This is a genomic window from Filimonas lacunae (assembly GCF_002355595.1).
Taxonomy (GTDB): domain Bacteria; phylum Bacteroidota; class Bacteroidia; order Chitinophagales; family Chitinophagaceae; genus Filimonas; species Filimonas lacunae.
Genome location: NZ_AP017422.1, coordinates 4089140 through 4107946 on the forward strand (window position 1 = coordinate 4089140; position 18807 = coordinate 4107946).

The 18807-nt window shown below is 46.6% G+C and carries 12 protein-coding genes; 6 read left to right on the forward strand and 6 right to left on the reverse strand.

The features are described from left to right. The first annotated feature begins 97 nt into the window (after window positions 1-97). Together FLA_RS16215 and FLA_RS16220 are read left to right on the forward strand one after the other, a co-directional pair. Complete coding sequence (locus FLA_RS16215; protein ID WP_076378413.1) at window positions 98-925, forward strand: helix-turn-helix domain-containing protein; 828 nt, start codon at window positions 98-100, stop codon at window positions 923-925. Window positions 926-1023: 98 nt separating this feature from the next. Continuing rightward, window positions 1024-1269, forward strand: coding sequence for an Atu4866 domain-containing protein (locus FLA_RS16220; RefSeq protein WP_076377516.1), 246 nt, complete (start codon window positions 1024-1026; stop codon window positions 1267-1269). A 64-nt stretch (window positions 1270-1333) separates the two neighbouring features. Here FLA_RS16220 and FLA_RS16225 read toward each other — a convergent pair whose 3' ends face one another. Further along, window positions 1334-2116: a 4-hydroxy-tetrahydrodipicolinate reductase gene (locus tag FLA_RS16225; protein ID WP_076377514.1), complete on the reverse strand. Its 783-nt coding sequence runs from the start codon at window positions 2114-2116 to the stop codon at window positions 1334-1336. A 148-nt stretch (window positions 2117-2264) separates the two neighbouring features. Here FLA_RS16225 and FLA_RS16230 point away from each other — a divergent pair, with 148 nt between their 5' ends. From FLA_RS16230 to FLA_RS16245, 4 genes are all read left to right on the forward strand, one after another. Continuing rightward, window positions 2265-2732, forward strand: coding sequence for a DUF6265 family protein (locus FLA_RS16230; RefSeq protein WP_076377512.1), 468 nt, complete (start codon window positions 2265-2267; stop codon window positions 2730-2732). Between the two features lie 217 nt (window positions 2733-2949). Beyond that, window positions 2950-3291, forward strand: a complete 342-nt coding sequence (locus tag FLA_RS16235; protein ID WP_096511081.1) for a hypothetical protein — start codon at window positions 2950-2952, stop codon at window positions 3289-3291. Between the two features lie 295 nt (window positions 3292-3586). Beyond that, window positions 3587-4429, forward strand: a complete 843-nt coding sequence (locus FLA_RS16240; protein ID WP_076377508.1) for an SDR family NAD(P)-dependent oxidoreductase — start codon at window positions 3587-3589, stop codon at window positions 4427-4429. Between the two features lie 91 nt (window positions 4430-4520). Continuing rightward, window positions 4521-5450 carry a helix-turn-helix domain-containing protein gene (locus FLA_RS16245; protein ID WP_076377506.1) on the forward strand — a complete coding sequence of 310 codons (930 nt, stop codon included), beginning with the start codon at window positions 4521-4523 and terminating at the stop codon, window positions 5448-5450. A gap of 107 nt (window positions 5451-5557) precedes the next feature. Here FLA_RS16245 and FLA_RS16250 read toward each other — a convergent pair whose 3' ends face one another. The 5 genes from FLA_RS16250 to FLA_RS16270 all read right to left on the reverse strand — a co-directional run bounded on the left by FLA_RS16250 (window position 5558) and on the right by FLA_RS16270 (window position 18604). Continuing rightward, the gene (locus tag FLA_RS16250) at window positions 5558-7060 is read right to left on the reverse strand and encodes a pectinesterase family protein (RefSeq protein ID WP_076377504.1); all 1503 of its coding nucleotides are present in this window, start codon (window positions 7058-7060) and stop codon (window positions 5558-5560) included. A gap of 21 nt (window positions 7061-7081) precedes the next feature. Further along, a complete protein-coding gene (locus FLA_RS16255) occupies window positions 7082-8410 on the reverse strand; it encodes a glycoside hydrolase family 28 protein (RefSeq protein WP_076377502.1) in 1329 nt (442 codons plus the stop codon). A gap of 169 nt (window positions 8411-8579) precedes the next feature. After that, window positions 8580-12980, reverse strand: coding sequence for a hybrid sensor histidine kinase/response regulator transcription factor (locus FLA_RS16260; protein ID WP_076377500.1), 4401 nt, complete (start codon window positions 12978-12980; stop codon window positions 8580-8582). A gap of 190 nt (window positions 12981-13170) precedes the next feature. Continuing rightward, on the reverse strand, window positions 13171-15267 hold the full coding sequence (locus FLA_RS16265) for a RagB/SusD family nutrient uptake outer membrane protein (RefSeq protein WP_076377498.1): 2097 nt from the start codon (window positions 15265-15267) through the stop codon (window positions 13171-13173). A gap of 22 nt (window positions 15268-15289) precedes the next feature. After that, a complete protein-coding gene (locus FLA_RS16270) occupies window positions 15290-18604 on the reverse strand; it encodes a SusC/RagA family TonB-linked outer membrane protein (protein ID WP_076377495.1) in 3315 nt (1104 codons plus the stop codon). Window positions 18605-18807 lie beyond the last annotated feature (203 nt).

The window sequence follows — 18807 nt, forward strand, 5'->3', positions numbered from 1 at the left end:
TCCGGTAAAAACCGGTGCTTTTATACAAAGTATAAAGTCCACGCACCAAGGCGGACTTTATACTTTTCCCCATGTGAATTCAATACATTTGTACAAGATGACTCCAGATAAAGTATCCACCTCTTCAACAGGCATAGTATACTCCTGCTATCACAATATTAGCCGGGAGGGTGAACACTTTGTGCCTGAACAAACACTGAGTTACCTGGCAGCTGGTTCATTGGTGTTAAACGACGGCAAAAAGGCCTACAACGCTGCTGCCGGCTCATTGCGGTTCATCAAAAGAAACCAGCTATTGAAATTTGTAAAGCATCCTCCGGAAAAACAGGAATTTCAATCGCTCAGCATTTACCTGGACCAGGAAACATTAAAAGAGTTCAGTAAAGAGTATGGCATTACTGCTGCTGAAAAACAAAGCCAGCAATCCATCTTTGATATCAAGCCCACTCCGCTGATAAAAAGCTACCTGCACTCCTTACTGGAATACCAGCAGGTAAACGGCTTTACCAATCCTGCACTGACTAAGCTAAAGCAGAAAGAAGCTTTACTGCTGATACTGGAGGTGCAGCCGGATTTGAAGAACATCCTGTTTGATTTTGCCGAACCGTATAAGATAGACCTGGAATCGTTCATGCAAAAGAATTATCACTTTAATGTACGACTGGAAAGGTTTGCTTATCTCACCGGCAGAAGTCTTGCCACTTTCAAAAGAGATTTTCAAAAAATATTCGGCACCTCACCCCGCCATTGGTTACAACAAAAACGGCTGGACCAGGCCCGCTATCTGATACAGGAAAAAGGACAAACAGCTTCTAATATTTATCTTGATCTGGGCTTTGAAAACCTATCGCATTTTTCCTACGCTTTTAAAAATGTATTCGGCGTTTCTCCTACAGAGCTCAGTCCTGCCATACGTGGTAAATAACCCCTGCGTTTGATTTATGCAAGCATCTGTTGCGTATTTGTAATTTACCTCATTCAAAGGTTGCGCAATTTTGTGTTATCCAAAAACACAATTCACTTATGGACAATCAAAAATATGAAGGCATGTGGGTAACTTCTGACGGCTATATCCGACAGGAGCTTTTATCCAACAACAGGTACGACGAAGCACGCGGCAACAAACAAAGTGCCTATACCGGCAGGTATGAGATCAAGGGTACATATATATACTATTGGGATGATACCGGCTTTACTGCCGATGGAACATTTGTAGATGACAACACCCTGCACCACGGTGGCTATATTTTCTACAGGGAATTATCATAAGGTACGGGAGAAAAAAAACAGGTCAATGTTACCATTGACCTGTTGCAAACGATGTGATGTATATTTATTCGCCTTCTATCGCCAAATCGGTAAAAGAAGAACCGCTTAATAGCTGGGTGAAAATATTCTCCATAGAAAACAAACCCTTGCTTTTATCCTGCAACCACAATGCGGCAAAGATGGCGCCCTGCCCAAATGCAGAACGGTTAATGCTTTCGTGTATCAAACGTATGGTTTGATTAGGCAAACCAAAAACCACTTCGTGCTTACCTACTACGCCACCCGCACGCAACGAATGCACTCTATCACCTTCCATACCTAAAGCATGAGCCATTTTTAAAGCAGTGCCCGACACTTCAGGCTTGTTTTTAAAATGCGTTTCCACAATCTCCACATCTGCATGCGGCGCTATCATCTTCAGTAAACGGGAAGCTACTATCAGAAAGTTTGCACCAACAGTGATGTTGGGCGAATGCACTATAGCGGTATGGTTTGCATACTCCTGTATCTGGCTTATCTGCGAAGATTCATACTTAGAAATAGCCGATACAATTTTAACACCTCTTTCAACAGGCTTCTGGTAGAGGTTAATACCGGAAGCATCTGAAAAATCAATGATCACATCTACGGGGTTGTCGTCATGAAACTGATCATTGATTTCACTTGCTGAATACATAGGGGCAGCATTGTGACTGAAATTTAACAACTTGCTTGCAAATTTTTCAGTCTCATGCGTAGATTTCCTGATTACCCAACTAAGGCTGAAACGGGCGTCGTTCAATAGCTCACGAGCCACCAAACTGCCTGTTTTACCAAAGCCTAGTAAACCTGCTCTTATTTTATTCATAGCCCGCTAAGATAGGTTTCTCATCCTAACAATGCAACACCAGCACACGAAGCGATATTCGTGAAACGCTTGCTGCCAGTAGGTTGTTTACAAAGAGATGGTTATTTATTTACAGTAACTTCACATTCAAATAGTGTATATTACAACAATGAAGCGCATTATCACCTTATTAGCTTTTACCTGTTTGGGATTTATCATCCCTATGCCTTCCAGCAAGCTACAGCAGGCCCGTTGGATATTAGGTGTATGGCAACAAAAAGCCGGTAAACGCACCCAGATAGAAGAATGGAAACAAGCGGATGACAGCACCTTTACAGGCCGCAGTTATTTTTTAAAAGGAAAAGACACCGTGTTGCTGGAGCAAACCACATTGGAATACCGCCACCAACAACTGTTCTATGTTCCCGTTGTACAAGGACAGAATAATGAACAACCTGTACGCTTCACACTTACTGACATTCAAATTGGCAAACTGGTATTTGAAAATAAAGAACACGACTTCCCCCAAAAGATCACCTATCAAAGAATTACGCAGGATTCTGCAGTAGCAGAGATTGCAGGCATGTTAAAAGGAAGCTACCAGGCACGCCCCTTCCCTATGAAACGTATACAGTAACAGCCTGCCGTAGCAAAAAAATGCAGATACGCAGCATGCCATTGCACATCTGCAACAAATCACAGATCTTACTTCGCAAGAAATGATACATGTGCAGTGTACCACTGCACATTTGCACTATCCCGCTGCATATGTGCCGAAAAACGCAGCACATATGCCCGGTTCCTGTTTCACCTTGCAACATAATAATGCACATCTGCAACAAAACAATTAAACAGTGCAGAAAACCCGTAAGATGTTGCAAGAAACATTTACCGATGTGCCTCATGCCCCTGTACATGTGCAGGAAGGCGATGTACCGTTTGCAAAATTGCCCCAAAACCTTACATGCAACGCTGCACATGTGGCGCGCGACACTGCACATGTGCAACAATACGCGGAACATATTTTCCAAAAGATTACAGATGTACAATGGAACATTGCAGTTGTGCTTTATCTCACTGCAACTATGCAGCTGCACACGTCAAACATGCATTGGTACACGGTAAGTAGACAGCAACAAGCGGCAAACGTAAGGCATCCTGCAGCAACTGTACAACGGCAGACTACAAACATATAATGGTATACTGCGGGTATGCAGCCATATGCATCAAACCTGCCATACCCTATAGCAAACAGACAATACAATGTTGCAAACAAGCAGTGTTATACAGCAAAAGCACCACACTTTACAGCAAGCTTATGTTACCGTGCAGCAAACAGGCAATAGCCCGTTGCAGGTATCCCGCATCTTATTGTAAACAGCTCACATCATCCCCGCACTCTCCCCCGTTTTGGCTACAAGTACCCTCAATAAGGCTACAAACGCTCCGTACCCGTGGCTGAACTTTGTCATACGTTAAACACAAAAACTTATGGCACAACAACATGCAGGTAAAACCTGGTTTATTACGGGCGCTTCCCGTGGATTTGGACGCATATGGACAGAAGCAGCCTTGAAACGGGGTGATAAGGTTGCTGCTACCGCACGTAAACTGGAAAGCATTGCCGATTTTAAGGAAAAATATGGGGAGAATGTGCTTACACTGGAACTGGATGTTACCAAACCCGGCCAGGCAAAAGCAGCCGTAGAGCAGGCACATGCACATTTTGGCAAACTGGACATTGTACTCAACAATGCCGGCTACTCGCTGGTAGGTACTGTTGAAGAAGCCAGTGCAGACGATATCAGGCTACTCTATGAAACCAATGTTATTGGCCCTGTTGCGGTGATACAGGCTGCCCTGCCTTTACTGCGCCAGCAAGGCGGTGGACATATCATTGGCACCTCCAGCAACGTGGGGCATATCACCTACCCGGTAATTGGCTACTACTGCTCTTCTAAATGGGCTTTTGAAGCCATTCATGAAAGCTTGGCTGCAGAAGTAAAAGCCTTTGGCATTCACGTAAGCCTTATTGAACCAGGCGCTTATGCTACCGAATTTGGCAGCCAGGACTCCCTGAAGTTTACCCAAAACCTGGACCTGTATAACGACTTCAAAGCCAACTTCTTCACCCAGCTAAGAGGGCTGGAACGCGGCAATCCGAACGCCACTACAGATGCTGTTTTTGCCCTGGTAGACGCAGCGGAACCTCCATTACGTTTTCACCTGGGCAAGCACAACCTGCCTACCGTACGCGCCGCTTATGCCGAGCGTTTAAAAACCTGGGAAGAATGGGATGCTATTTCCAGCGCTGCACAAGGCCAGGTGGAATAGAGATACCGTAAACAGGTAGTATATTTGATAACACATTCCTGGTAGCCGGCTGCCCTACAGCAGCCAGCTACCAGGAATTAAAGAGGTTAGTATGAAAAAAGAGGAAGCGAACCATTATAAATTCAGTTCTATATCAGACGCACATAAGTACTTTGGCTTGCCCAAGCCTAAACACCCGCTGATTAGCCTGATAAGGGGCAGCCATCACGATGCCTATTCCATAGACGGCCACCACTCTCATGTACTGGCTTTTTATAAGATCGCTTTTAAATCTAAACTGGATGGCAGTTTAAGATACGGCCAGGGACATTATGATTTTGACGAAGGCGGTTTGTTATTCGCTTCCCCCAACCAGATCATTGGCCACAACAACCAAAAAGGGTTTACCACCGAAGAAATGTGTGGCTGCACCCTATTGATACATCCGGACTTTTTGCTGAATTATCCCATAGCTAAAAAGATAAAACAATATGGCTTCTTTTCGTATGCCGTGAATGAAACACTGCATCTATCAGAAAGCGAAAAAGAAACCATTCTCGGGATATTCCGGATGATAGAAGAAGAGTTGAACAGCCGCATTGACGACTTTAGCCATGATGTAGTGATTGCCCAGATAGAGCTGTTATTCAACTACGCCAACCGCTTTTACAAACGCCAGTTTATTACCCGCCAGGCTGTAAGCAACAACCTGCTGCAAAAACTGGAAGATTACCTGAACGATTATTTCAGCCAGGATACCGGGCTTCACCAGGGCTTGCCCAGCGTTCAACACCTGGCCGAACATGTAAACCTCACGCCCAGTTATTTAAGCGATATGCTGCGCTCGCTTATCGGCAGCAACGCACAACAATACATTCACAACAAACTCATTGAAAAAGCAAAAGAAACGCTATCCACCACCAGCCTTACCGTAAGTGAAGTAGCGTATCAATTGGGCTTTGAACATTCCCAATCGTTCAGCAAACTGTTTAAATCCAAAACCAATTTGTCGCCTTTGGAATTCAGAAGATCGTTCAACTAAAACCAACCAGGTGCTACCAAGTAGTTGCCGCGTTACACCAGGAGACGATTAAATAGGATACAAAGAGCCTGTATCTGCTCAGACACAGGCTCTTTCTGCTCCCATGATCAATTCACCTTACTCAACTGCCACAGCTGGTTATCGCCGTTGGCAAACGTATATTGCTGCACTACCGCACCATTGCTGGTAGAAGCATCTTTTACATCCAGGCATTTGCCGCTGTTTTTATTAATGATTTTAAAATAGCCATTACCGGTGCTGGTAATAGTAAACTGCTGGTTGGCGCTTCCTGCATAACCCCATTGCTGTATAATACCACCATTGCTGGTAGAGCCATCTTTTACATCCAGGCACAAGCCGCTGTTTACATTTACAATGTTATAATAACCGCTACCCACATCATTAATGACAAACTGCTGGTTAGTGGCCCCCACATAATTCCATTGCTGTATGGCAGCGCCACTGGACGTAGAAACACCGGTAACATCCAGCCCTTTACCACTATGCTTTGCGAGGATGGCATAGGTAGCACCGGAAACAATGGGAGAAGACGGCGGAGCCGCAGGATCATTGATCACTACATAAGGGTCCCAGTTATCTATAACGGGCGAACTGGCATACGTGGTTTTCAACACATTCAGATAAGAGGTATAGCTGGCCGCCTGTGCGCTGGTAAGCACCCTGCTCCACGATACACGCCCCGAAGTAGAGGCCCCGCTTCCTGTGTTACCATACTCGTTATAACGCGCAGTGGCATCATTAGCCGTATTGCCCCAATCGTTCCAGCCCGCCGCCGAAATGATCGACGACAAAGAACTGTTTACAAACGCTGTAGCAGCATAAGCGCCCCAGGTACGGCCCAGCAAAGTAGAGACCCCCGATGCGCCGGTAACAGCACAATTATTAAACACCAGGCCATAGGTAACATAATTAGCCGTATTGGCGGCCGTAAGCGCCGTGCCGCCATAGCTGTAAATACTACAGCCATCAAAATAAGCGGTGGCGGCGCCGAATATAAAATCAGTAGTTCCTTCTATGTAACAGTTTTTCAGATACACGCGGCAATTACCACCATACCAGGTATCCTGACGGCCGAGGAAACGGCAGTTATTAAAGATGGTTTTATCGCCCGTGATATTAACAGCCAATGCCTGCCCTACCGGACCGGAGGAGTTTTCAAAAGTAATATCCTGTGCATAAAAGCCTTCTCCTTTAATAAAAGTGCTGGCCGATCCGGAAGTGCCATAGCCGCTGCCGGTAGCAGGGTTTATTTTACTGGAATAGTTATCATAGGTAAGCTTTACGCCGGTTACACTTTCCCCTACAATGGTAATATTCTTCTTCGCGGTTTCTACCGTAAGCACTTCTTTATAAGTACCATTTTTAACATAGATCACGGTTCTGGTGCTGCTGTTACTTGGTACTGCATTAAACGCAGCCTGCACCGTAGTATAGTTACCACTGCCATCCTGCGCTACTGTAATAGACACACCAGCAGGCACTGCTGCCATTTGTGTGTTCAGGCTAAGATTCGCCGGAGCCTGCTCTTTCCGGCAGCTAAAAAGCGCCATGGCACCCCATAGCCAACAGAAATATGGTAAAGCCTTCATACATTGTGTTTTAAAAGTTATTTATTGTGCTGCACCGGTGGTGGTGTTGATACCGGTAATGGTAGAGTTATACGTGCTCACAAAAGCATTACCACTGGACACCGTTATTTTGGAGCCATTGGTAAAAGCAGCACCGTTTACATAATTAGCCGTCATTCCCTTGGTAGCAGTGATTTTCACGTTATCAAAAAGCAGGTCTGTCATCGCCTTTTCAGGCACCGCCCATAATGTGCCTGCCTTATCCGCCCCTGTTACCGTAATGTTGCTGAAAACAATATGCTTCCAAACAGGCGTAGTGCTGGTAACCGTTTGCGCCGCATCGCCGGAAGCGGAAGCGGGAATGGTATTATCAGGATAGTATTCTACCAGGTTAAAAGGATTAGAGACATTGGTCATAGTAAGATTGGTGTAGGTCAGGTACTGCACGGTGCCGCTGCGGGTGCGGTTCGATTTGATACGGATACCATTATCTGTTCCGTTGAATGTACAGTTATCTACCGTAACATGATCAATATTAGCCGCATAGCTGCCTATAGAAAGGCCATGCCCGGCGCCAAAGGTGCAACCTGTTACCGTCACATATTTCCCATTGGTGTTAATAGCAATGTTATCATCTCCACAGCTGATGTTACAATTGGTGATGTTTACATTGGTGCACCACACATCGATACCATCTGTGTTAGGAGAAGTAGCGGGCGAACTGAGGGTAACACCGGAAACAGTAACGCTGTTATTGTTTTTCCCGATGCCGATATGGCTATTAGGCGCATTGATAATAGTGATGCCGGATATTTCCAGCGTGCTGGCGCTGCCCCCTACACCAATAATGGCAGGCCGCGCAATAGCAGCACCATTGGCCTTGGAAGTATTATAGGCGCTCCACCAGGCAGCCCCCTGCCCGTCAATAGTACCCGGCCCTGACACCTTTGCATTGGCGATGCCGCCCAGGTCAATAAAAGCGGCTACGTCTGCGGTGCCACCTGCGCCGGGATAAGAAGCATAGGCCAGCACTTTAAGCGTAGTGCCACTGGACAACTGCAGCCCTACATTATTTTTCAGCTTTAAAGGGCCACTTACAAATGTTCCTGATGGAACAACCACGGTACCCCCTCCGGCGTTAAACGCTGCATTAATAGCAGCCAGGATGGCCGATGCATTGTCAGCTGCACTGGTGGAAGCCCCGTAATTTGTGATGGGAAAGGTACCGGATGGGATACTGGGAACGTCTACTACCGAAAGAGATCCCAGGTCTTTGGCAGTTAGCCCGGAAGCTACTGCCGGTTGTTCTTTTTTACTACAACCGCCTATTACCAGGCTGGCTATAGCAATGGCTGCAATCTTGCTTTTCATATATTTTGTTTTAATCTCCGGCGGCCATCTGCCACGGGAAGATCGCTAACCTACACCAGGCAACAGGTAAACAGGTTTGCTTTTTAACCGGATGGGTTTAAAAATCATTACCCTGCTTACACTGCCGCAGCTGCACAAAAACAGTATGAAAAACGATAAATAATAAACCTTACGATTCGCCGGCTGCCAGGTTGCCGGATTGATGTTGTTTCAGATATTCGGTGGGCGCTACCTGGTAACGGGCTTTAAAACAGGTACTGAAATATTTGGCGTTGTTAAACCCTACGGCATAAGCCACCTCCGACACATTGCCATAGCCCGCATCAAAATACTGCTGCGCACGTTTCAGGCGCATTTCGCGCACAAATTCCACAGGCGCCATGCCCGTTAATCCTTTAAATTTTTTATAAAAGGTAGTTCGGCCCATACCTATAGAAACCGCTACGGTGTCTATATCAAAGCTTTCATCCGCCATCTTCTCCTCCACTACTTCTGTCACCTGCTTTAAAAATTTCGCATCCTGTGAGGTTACCTGTAGCGTACCCGGCTCCAGCCGGATGTTTTCTTTCCCGTTCACCAGGTGCTTCAACATCAGCTTCCGTTGCCGCACCAGGCTTCTGATAGCAGCCATTAAAAAGTCGTTCTGGAAGGGTTTACCAATATAATAGTCCGCGCCGTATTCCAGCCCTTCAATCTGGCTTTCCACGGCGCTTTTAGCCGTTAACAAAATCACGGGTATGTGACTCGTTACCATATTCTTTTTCAGGTAGTCCAGCATTTGTATGCCATCCATTTCCGGCATCATAATATCACTGATCACCAGGTCAGGCATCAGTTCCAGCGCTATACGGCAGCCTTCCCGCCCGTTCTCTGCCAGGGCTATACGGTAAAAGGGAGAAAGCAGGCTTTGTATAAATGCCCTGAGATCGGAGTTATCTTCTACTATTAACAGCAAAGGCTGCTCCGGATGCCTGCCCTGCCCCTGTGCAGCAGGCTCGTGCAACAAAGGATCCGCTACTATATCCGGTATTGCGTTATCGTGCATTTCCGCCGGCTCCTGCACATAACTGATGCCAGCCTTTTTAGAAGCAGCTACCACTATAGGAAGCATAATGGTAACGGCCAGTCCTCCCCCGCGGTTACAGGCCGTAATGCTGCCACCATGCAGCTCTATAATCTCCCGGGTAAGCGCCAGCCCAATGCCTGTGCCTTTGACACCCGTTTTATGGCTACCCTTGCCTGCATAAAACAGATCGAACAGGTAAGGCAACTCCCCTTCTTCCACACCACCACCCTCATCCATTACTTCTATCAGCATATTCTGCTCCTGTTGTTGCAACCTGATAACAATATGCCCGCACTCCCGCGTGTATTTACAGGCATTGGCCAGTACATTATAAAAGGCGGTTTCCATTTTATCTTTATCACACCAGCAATACAAGCTGCCCACATCGGCAATGATTTCCAGGTGTATTTGTTTTTCCCGGATCATTTCCAGGAAAAAGGAAGTAATATTTTTTACAAATTCGGGTAATGCCACCTGCGCCACCTGCAACTGTGCTTTACCGCTTTCCAGTTTGCGCAGTTCCAGCAACTGGTTAATAAACCGGTTCATGCGGTTGGCATTGCGCTTAATTACTTCCACATATTGTTTACCCAGCTGACTTAACCCCTCGCGCTGTTCCAGCGCTGCCACCGGGTTCATGATCAATGTAAGAGGCGTTCGCAATTCGTGAGAAACATTGGTAAAAAAATCCAGCTTCAATGCAGCCACTTTCTTTTCCAGCGCAATACGTTGCTTTAACCGTAACAGCGTAGCGGCTGTTTTCCATAAAGCCCATCCCAGCGACATTATCAGAACGCTGTATAACAGGTAAGCCCATCCCGTTTTCCACAGTGGCGGCAAAATAGTAACCGCCAGCTGCCGGTAAGGCACCTGCTGATACAACGCCGTATGCATGCATTTTACTTCCAGCACATACCTTCCCGGTGGCAGATGCGTATAGGTAGCGCTACCTTCCGAAGTATAGTTCCAGCGATCTTCAAAGCCCTGCAAACGGTAAGCATAGGCCTGCTTGCTGCCCAGCCGGAAATCGGGGATAGTAAAATCAAAGCCCAGCGTATTCTGATCGTAATGGAGGGTTACCTCTTTGGTATAGTTCAAGGCCACCGGCATTACCGGGTTACCGGTACCGGGCAGCACGGTTTCGTTGTTCACCGAAAGGCCGGTAAAAGCCAGTTGCATATCTGTTACATGATCTTTTAAATGCGGAGGATCTACTTCCACCAATCCGCGGATGGTACCAAACACCATATGCCCGTTATCACACAACTGGCAGGAAGCTTCCGAAAAAGTACACAGGGGCAGTCCATCATTAGAGTTATAGTTCCGGAACTTCATGGTGGTTTTATCCAGCCGCGACAAGCCGGTTTGGGTAGCAATCCACAGGTATCCATAACTGTCTTCTGCACAGCTGAGCAGGTAATCGTTAGGCAGCCCCTGTTTCATCGTATACACATCAAACCGAAGCGACCGTAAAGGATCATCGCCTATGGCTTTGTTCAATCCTCCTCCCAGCGTGGCCAGCCACATCTGATCGTGTGTATCCCGGCATATATACTGTACATTGTTATTACCCAGGCTATGCCCATCGCCCGATATTTTCTGATAAGAAGCATAGGTAAAAGAAGCAGGGGTGGTTACATCTGCAATTAGCAAACCATCTGTGGTAGCCATCCATAAGCGGCCGTTTTTATCCTCGGCCATATGCCGTATTTTCCGGTACCTGCCGGCAGGATAATTAGCCAGGCATTCCCTGTCGTGTATAAAGCGGGTATGGCCATTATCGTTTTGTACCAGGTTTAAACCATTTTGAAAACTGCCGGCCCATAACAAGCCCCGGCTATCTTCCAGTAAGGTATAAATTTCGTTGCTGCTGATGCTGGTAGCGTCAGCAGCATCTGGCATAAAATGTTCCAGCCGGTAAACAGTTTCGGGTGCATTCACAGGCGTAGCCTTGTATAACCCATGTGCTTTAGTGCCCAGCCACATACAACCCGCTTTATCCTGCAGAATAGTATATACCTGCCCTATCCCATGGCCAGGCATGTTTTCAAAACGCACACCCGCTGGTTTGCCATTTTCAAGAATATACAGCAGGCCGCTTTTCATACCCAGCCAAAGACGGTGCCGCCGGTCTTCCAGCAATCCCCGCACTTCATTATCAGAGCGGTATACACTACCCTGCACCAATAGTCGTTGCTGAAAATCTTCCGGCTGAAAGATAATTTTTTCAATACCTCTTTCATCGGTGCGTAACCACAGCAACCCATCTGTATCATAAAACAACGTACTTACGATATTAGACATGCGCCGTGTGCCCGACAGCGGATTGTTATAAAAATATTCTACCGCATCCTTTTCGGCATTGTAATAACCAAAGCCCCCTCCTTTCATGTTCACCCACAGGATGCCATTCTTATCTTCATATACTTTAAAATGATCGCCAGCATAATTATACCGTGCATTGTTTTGCTGGAAATAGTTTTTAAACTGTTGCCGCTGCACATGAAACACAATCACGCCTTCTTTTTCCGGTTTAATCCACAGATCGCCACGCCTGTCTTCATACAACGAATACAAGGCGTTTTTACTGTCCTGCATAAATTGCTGTATTTCCCAGGTACGCAACGTTATACGCACCAACGCACCAGCGCCCGTTGTAGCGTAGAGATATTTCTGATTTCTGTTCACCAGCAAACCATACAGGGCAGCATTACCCAAATGAAAAGAGGTGAGCAACTGACCTGAATGTGCTATTACCAATAAACGGCCATCATCCGTACCTGCGTACACCGCTTCGGCTGTTTCTGCCATACAGGTAACAGCAGCCGTGTCACACGCATACCGGCAACGCATGCTTTCATACACTCCGGCCTTATTTTTTACCAGGCGGCACAGCCCCTTATCGGTACCCAGCCATACCTGGCCCTGCCGGTCTTCCTTCATAAACAACACTTTGTTGGAAGGTATGCGAAACTGTTCCGCTGCCTGCTGTGTATACCAATGCCACGAAGAAGAATCAGAAGCAGGCTTTTCCATTAACAGAATGCCCTGCTCTATTGTTTCCATCCACAGTTTATCATCATACTGCGACAGCACTCCTTTAAACGATCCTATGGCAGGTGGGTTCCGCAACAAGGCCATAGCAGGCCGGAAACGCTCTGTAGTTTTATCAAAACGGTAAATTTGCCCGTCGTACGATTTCACCCACAAATGGTGATAATCATCTCCTGTAACCTGGTCAATACGGTTATTCTTGATATAGGAGGAATCGCCGGGGGCAGATTTAAAAGAAAGGAACTGCCGTCCATCAAAACGGTTTAATCCATTCCAGGTACCCAACCACATAAAGCCTTCTTTATCCTTATACATGCTGGTAACCATATCGTGCGACAAGCCATCTTCGGTAGAATAATGTTCTATTTTACAACGTGGCTGACCATGTACCCGGCAAAAACACACAGGCGTGGCAAGAAGCAACAAAAAATATCTCAGTGCACTTTTCATAAGCAAAAAGCAATCGTTCAAAAAAAATACATCCGGCAATATTCTAAGATACAACTAATATAAAAAAACAGCTATTCGTTTTTCACTCCTATTTTCAGGCATGCCTGAAAGCGACCTGCTGAGTATAAAAAAAGAGGAAGCTGTAGAAACAGCTTCCGATCGCTTGTTGTCTAAAAAAAACAATTATAGATTATTGAAATCCATAGCCATTGGTAATAAGGCCATTCGATTTCGAAACCGTTTCTGATGTTAAAGGCAGTAAATACCTGGGAGGAACACCTGAACTGAAATAACTGTCAGGATATCCTTTAAAAATATTAGTGGTGTACTGCGCTTCATTGGCCACAATATTAGCGCCCCATGCCGTTTTCTTGTACCCCTTCGCTACCAGGTCGGCCGCTTCGGCCCCATTAGGATCGATATACCGGAACAAACCCTGTATAGCCAGATTACGGTTGTTGGTGCTTGCCGTATAACCCAATCCCACCCAGGCATCTGAATTACCACGCCAGCCGGGGAATAGAATGGGATAAGTGGCCGCTCCTTCTGCCACAGTAGTTTGGGTGGTAAGCATTTTACTCAACCCCAGGTCGGCCGCATTCACCCCTTTGGTATAGATATAGTTAGAGATGGTGTTGCCGTTAGGAAAAGTATAATAGCCATTGGCTTTTAAGCCTGCTACCATCGCTATCTGGGCATCCCGTAGTGCTTTAATCTTTTGCGGCAGCTTGCCAGTACGTATCAGGTCTTCGCGGCGATAGCCTTCCCCGGCAAACTCCAGCTTCCGCTCCTGCAAAATGGCCTCTTTCAACGCATCACCACCCAGGGCATTGATATAATTGGTTACTTTCTCTGTTTGATCAGCCGCTGCAAAAGCCCTGCTTCTTACTTTAGCCAGTTCCACCTTCGCCTGCCCTTCTTCTCCTGTTTCGGCATATGCTTCTGCCAGCAGCAATATCACATCTGCCATACGCAGCTGCGGCCAGTTAATACCGGATTGCCGCTGCGCAGCTACATAAGGATTAGGCATACGGCTTTCATCCCATTTATTGTTAGCCAGACCACCCTTATCGCGCGAGCCGGGAGTAAAGTCTATAATCACTTCCGAAGCACTGCCGGAATTGGCAGTAACGGTAACAGAAACATCCCTTCTCAGATCTTTGGGATCATAATCGCCATAATAAAAAGAAGGATGCATGCGGCTTTGTCCATATGCCTTGTTAGGATAGGCATTGGAACTGCCCCCGTTAGACGGACGGCCAAAAGCATAAGGGCGTTCTGAAAACTGCGCCTGCGTTTCTCCAATTTCGTATAACGACTCCGGGCTTACTACCAGGTTCATGTTATACTGAAAATTATACTGGAACGGATTTGTAAAACCCGTACCACGCGGGTCTGTTGTGATCAGGTAGGCAGATCCGGCATTGTCCAGGCAGGCTTTCAGATTTGTTTTCGCTAATTCATAATATTTTTTATAATCCGTACGGCGTACATATTTGGCATTCCATTTTTCAATACCCAGCTGTGTAAAGGTTACGCCACCATAGTTCAGATCGGTACGGCGCAAGCCATAACCACCGGCATACATCGCCATTTTACCCATTAACCCGTAAGCAAAAGTGCGCGAAAACCTTTCTGCATTAATACCACTTTCGCCCAGGCGATACATACCTGTTGCCGCCTTAGACAGGTTATCTATTTCGCCGTCGTAAATAACATCACGCGAAGTAAGCCTGGCACTGTCTGTTTGTGCAGTGGTAGATATGGTATTCTGGAAATAAGGCACATCGCCAAAATAACGGATCAAGGTATGGTAAGAGAAGGCACGGAACACCGCAGCTTCTCCATACAGTTGCGTCCAATCGGTAACAGCGCCTGCCGCAACCGCCTGCTGGTATTCCGGCTTGGCACGTATGGCATCCATAATAATGTTGGCGCGGTTGGCTATTTTGTACAGGTTGGCCCAGGCGTTGAGCGAGTTGGCATAATCAATGGAAATTTCACTGGCATATAACCCCTCGGGAATATGCCTTAATTGCGCATCGTATGTTTCGGGATGGCACTCTGCATCAGACCCCACTACGTCAATATCATAAAACAAACCACTGGCGCCCGAACGCCACAGATCGTAGCAGCCTATCAGCACTTTATAGGTTTCACTGGGAGAAGAGAATACAAAGTCCTGGTCAACAGAAGATGGCGACTGCACATCTAAAAAGCTTTTTTTACAGGAAGCAACCGGTATCAGTAACACGGCTATATAAAGAATGGGTATTATCTTTTTCATATCTGGAACCGTTTACAATCATTTAAAATTCAACATTTAAACCAAGGGTGAATGACCGGGCGCGCGGATAAGCACCCCAATCCAGTCCGGTAGTGGGATATTGTGCACCGCCCTGGCTGGTATTAGTGTTCACTTCCGGATCAAGCCCTTTATAACTGGTAAATAACAGCGCGTTGAATATAGAACCATACAAGCGCAGCCTGCTGATGTGCATTTTCTGCAATATCCCTGCAGGCAGACTATAGCCCAGCGTTACAGTATTTAAGCGCAGAAATGAACCATCCTGTATACCTAAAGATGACACCACCGGGTTTTCCTGGTAAGGCAGGAAGGTGGTAGCATTCGCATTCAAAGCATTCAGCCCGGCCGGGTCGGTCACTTTTACCAGTTGTCCGCCCTGTATATCATACAAACGGTAAGAGCTGGACAAGTAGTTCAAACGATTCTTGTACAATCCATCTTCCTTGCTTCCCATAAACGCAGCCAGGTAGGTAGCATTATACACCTTGTTGCCATAGCTCCAGTTAAAGTTCATAGCAAAGTCCAAGTTGCGGTAAGAAGCATTCAGGTTAAAGCCACCGGTATGTTTGGGATTCATATCACCAATAATGCTTACATCCTTTTCATCCACCACGCCATCGCCTGTAAGATCTTTAAACTTAATCACACCAGGGTGTGCTACCTGCCCGGCAGGCTTGCTGGTAGTAGTACCGAATACAGTACCAATAATACCTGAACCTATATCCGGGTTATCCTTGCTTTTATTCAGCGTATACACGCCATTGGCATAGGTAAAATCTTCCGGCTTATACCAGCCGTCGTAGGTATACCCACGCACCTGGCCTACCGGCTTGCCCACCTGCAGGATGTAATCGCCGGTGTTAGGTTGTGTAACAGTGGAACCCCATTGTGATTTATACAGGCCGGTAATGCCCGGTGACAACTCATCTATTCTGCCCCTGTTAATGCTGATGTTGAAACTGGCGCTCAGGTTAAAGTCTTTACCACGCACCAGGTCGCTACCTAAAGAAAGCTCTATACCCCTGTTGCTGGTAGCACCTACGTTCTGATAAGTGAACGAAAATCCACTGATAGGCGATATAGGTGTAAGCATCAGCAAATCTTTGGTAGAGTTCCAGTAGCCTTCAATGGTACCGTACAAACGTTTATCCAGCAAGGTAAAATCCAGCCCCAGGTTGCGGGTAATGGTGGTTTCCCACTTCAGGTTAGGATTGGCAATAGTGTTGGCCGGAGAATAGGCGCTTTGCCTTACCTCATTGATAGAAAACTGCGTAAGCCCGTTGGATGTCCATTGATTTTTCCAGAGGTTGGCACTGATGCCGTCATTACCTACCGAACCATAAGACACACGCAGCTTCAACATATTGATAGTACTTACGTCTCTCAGGAAGTTTTCATCACTGATGCGCCAGCCAAACGAAGCTGCCGGAAAATAAGCCCAGCGGTTAGAAGGCGCAAAACGGGAACTCCCATCGGCCCGTAACGTAGCAGAGAACAGGTATTTATCCAGTAACGTGTAGTTGGCACGACCAAAATACGAAGTAAGCCTGTTGGGGGTGCCCGCAGTGGAACTATACCCGTAATTGACCGTGGTGCCCACCGTGGCCAGGTATTGATCCATCATGGCAAATGCCCTGTCTGATGTAAAGGAAACAGGATACTTGAGCCCCCACATGCTGGTGCCTTCTGAATTGGAATTGTTCACTTCCTGGCCAATGATAGCATTGAGGTTATGGGCTTTACCCAGGCCGGACACCTGGTAATTCAACGTATTTACCCAGCGCAATTGCCATCCTTCACTGGTGTTGATAGTGGCATTACCCGAGAATGTTTTAGTGCCGCTATCGGTGAGGTAGTTGTTGTATACCGCACCTGACCATATCTTGCCCTTGTTCCAGTTAAGGTTGTAACCCAGTTCTGACCGGGCAGTTAATCCTTTCAGGATATTCCAGGTTAAAGACGCATTGGAACGCAATGATCTTTCTTTGCCCAAAGGCTGATAATCTTTCATCAGCGCTACCGGGTTATACCTGTCCTGCAACACCATATCATATAAACCCAGCTGCGAGTTTTTACGGTCGTCCAGCTCGCCCAGCACATCGGCTGTAGCAATAGGCCTGAACTGGTAGGCAGAAGATAAGACAGAGCCCTTGCCATTGGTAGTACCCTCATCTCCCATTTTTTCGATATTGGTGTAACGGGTATCAAAACCCAGGGTAAGCTTGTTGGTAAGCTTTTGCTCTACTTTAAAAGCCGCATTCATACGCTTAAACCAGGAATTGATTTTCATACCCTGGTTATCGTTATAGCTCATGGATAAAATATACTTCGTTTTATTATTGCCATTACTGATGCTGAGGTTATGGCTGTGCGAGAAAGAGCTGTTGTAGGCTTCTTTAGAGAAGTTTCTGGCACCTGTATTTTTATAATGATCAATGCCCTCCGTGTTGTTATACTGCGCAGCATAACTGCCAATGGCCCACAAACGTTCCCAGGCATCGGCATAGCTGTTGCTGATGGCTTTGGCATACTGCCAGTTATAGGCAATGTAGTCGTAGGCATTCATGGTTTCGAGATATTTGGTAGCCTTGTTCCACTGCACAAAATTGTCGTAGGCGATGGTAAGCTTACCTGCTTTCCCGTTTTTGGTGGTGATGATGATAACACCGTTGGCCCCCCTGGCCCCATAAATGGCAGTAGAAGACGCATCTTTTAAGATGTCAATGGTTTCTATCTGGTTAGGTGGGATATCGGTGATATTACTTACCGGAAAACCGTCTACTATATATAATGGCTCGTTGCTTTGAGAAACAGAACCACCGCCCCGGATACGGATAGACACACTGGCATCGGGCCGGCCATCCTGTACCGTAACATTTACACCGGGCACCTTACCCGCCAGCGCCTGTGCCGCATTGGCCACGGGCACCGCCGCAATTTGCTTGCCCGATACAGAAGCCACCGAACCGGTCAGATCTTTTCTACGGGCGGTGCCGTATCCAATCACCACCACATCGTTCAGCGACGAAGCGCTGCCTTTCAGCACCACTATCACGTCTCCTCCTGTTATCGCTGCTTCCTGGGTTTCCATACCCGTGTAACTGATAATCAATGTGGTAGTTTTTTCGGGCACCACCAGGCGGAAATGACCACCGGAATCTGTAGCAGTGACAATTGGGGTGCCCCGCCCGGCAACAGAAGCGCCGGCCAGCGCAATACCTGTTTCATCCCTTACGGTTCCTTTCACAGTTTTTGTCTGCGCCGCTGCTGTCAGGCAGGCACAGCAAAAAAATAGTAGCAGATAGCATGTTCGCATATAGCAATGGTTAAAAATGGCAAGAAAGAATTCATCGAAAAAGCAGTAATGCAATCGGGAGCATTAAACCAGTCGAACGTAACAACAAGCAACAACCTCATGGCTCACCTTACAGGGCCTTCGTTGATTTTTACAGCATCAAATGTATTGGTACTCAGCCGATAAGAGGTTCAATAATTATCACTTTAGGTTCAAAAAATGGT

Excerpts from the sequence above, each read along its gene's own strand:
- FLA_RS16230 (WP_076377512.1), top strand. The coding sequence starts at position 2,265 with ATGAAGCGCATTATCACCTTATTAGCTTTTACCTGTTTGGGATTTATC.
- FLA_RS16225 (WP_076377514.1), bottom strand. The coding sequence starts at position 2,116 with ATGAATAAAATAAGAGCAGGTTTACTAGGCTTTGGTAAAACAGGCAGT.
- FLA_RS16240 (WP_076377508.1), top strand. The coding sequence starts at position 3,587 with ATGGCACAACAACATGCAGGTAAAACCTGGTTTATTACGGGCGCTTCC.
- FLA_RS16270 (WP_076377495.1), bottom strand. The coding sequence starts at position 18,604 with ATGCGAACATGCTATCTGCTACTATTTTTTTGCTGTGCCTGCCTGACA.
- FLA_RS16260 (WP_076377500.1), bottom strand. The coding sequence starts at position 12,980 with ATGAAAAGTGCACTGAGATATTTTTTGTTGCTTCTTGCCACGCCTGTG.
- FLA_RS16265 (WP_076377498.1), bottom strand. The coding sequence starts at position 15,267 with ATGAAAAAGATAATACCCATTCTTTATATAGCCGTGTTACTGATACCG.
- FLA_RS16215 (WP_076378413.1), top strand. The coding sequence starts at position 98 with ATGACTCCAGATAAAGTATCCACCTCTTCAACAGGCATAGTATACTCC.
- FLA_RS16255 (WP_076377502.1), bottom strand. The coding sequence starts at position 8,410 with ATGAAAAGCAAGATTGCAGCCATTGCTATAGCCAGCCTGGTAATAGGC.
- FLA_RS16245 (WP_076377506.1), top strand. The coding sequence starts at position 4,521 with ATGAAAAAAGAGGAAGCGAACCATTATAAATTCAGTTCTATATCAGAC.
- FLA_RS16250 (WP_076377504.1), bottom strand. The coding sequence starts at position 7,060 with ATGAAGGCTTTACCATATTTCTGTTGGCTATGGGGTGCCATGGCGCTT.
- FLA_RS16220 (WP_076377516.1), top strand. The coding sequence starts at position 1,024 with ATGGACAATCAAAAATATGAAGGCATGTGGGTAACTTCTGACGGCTAT.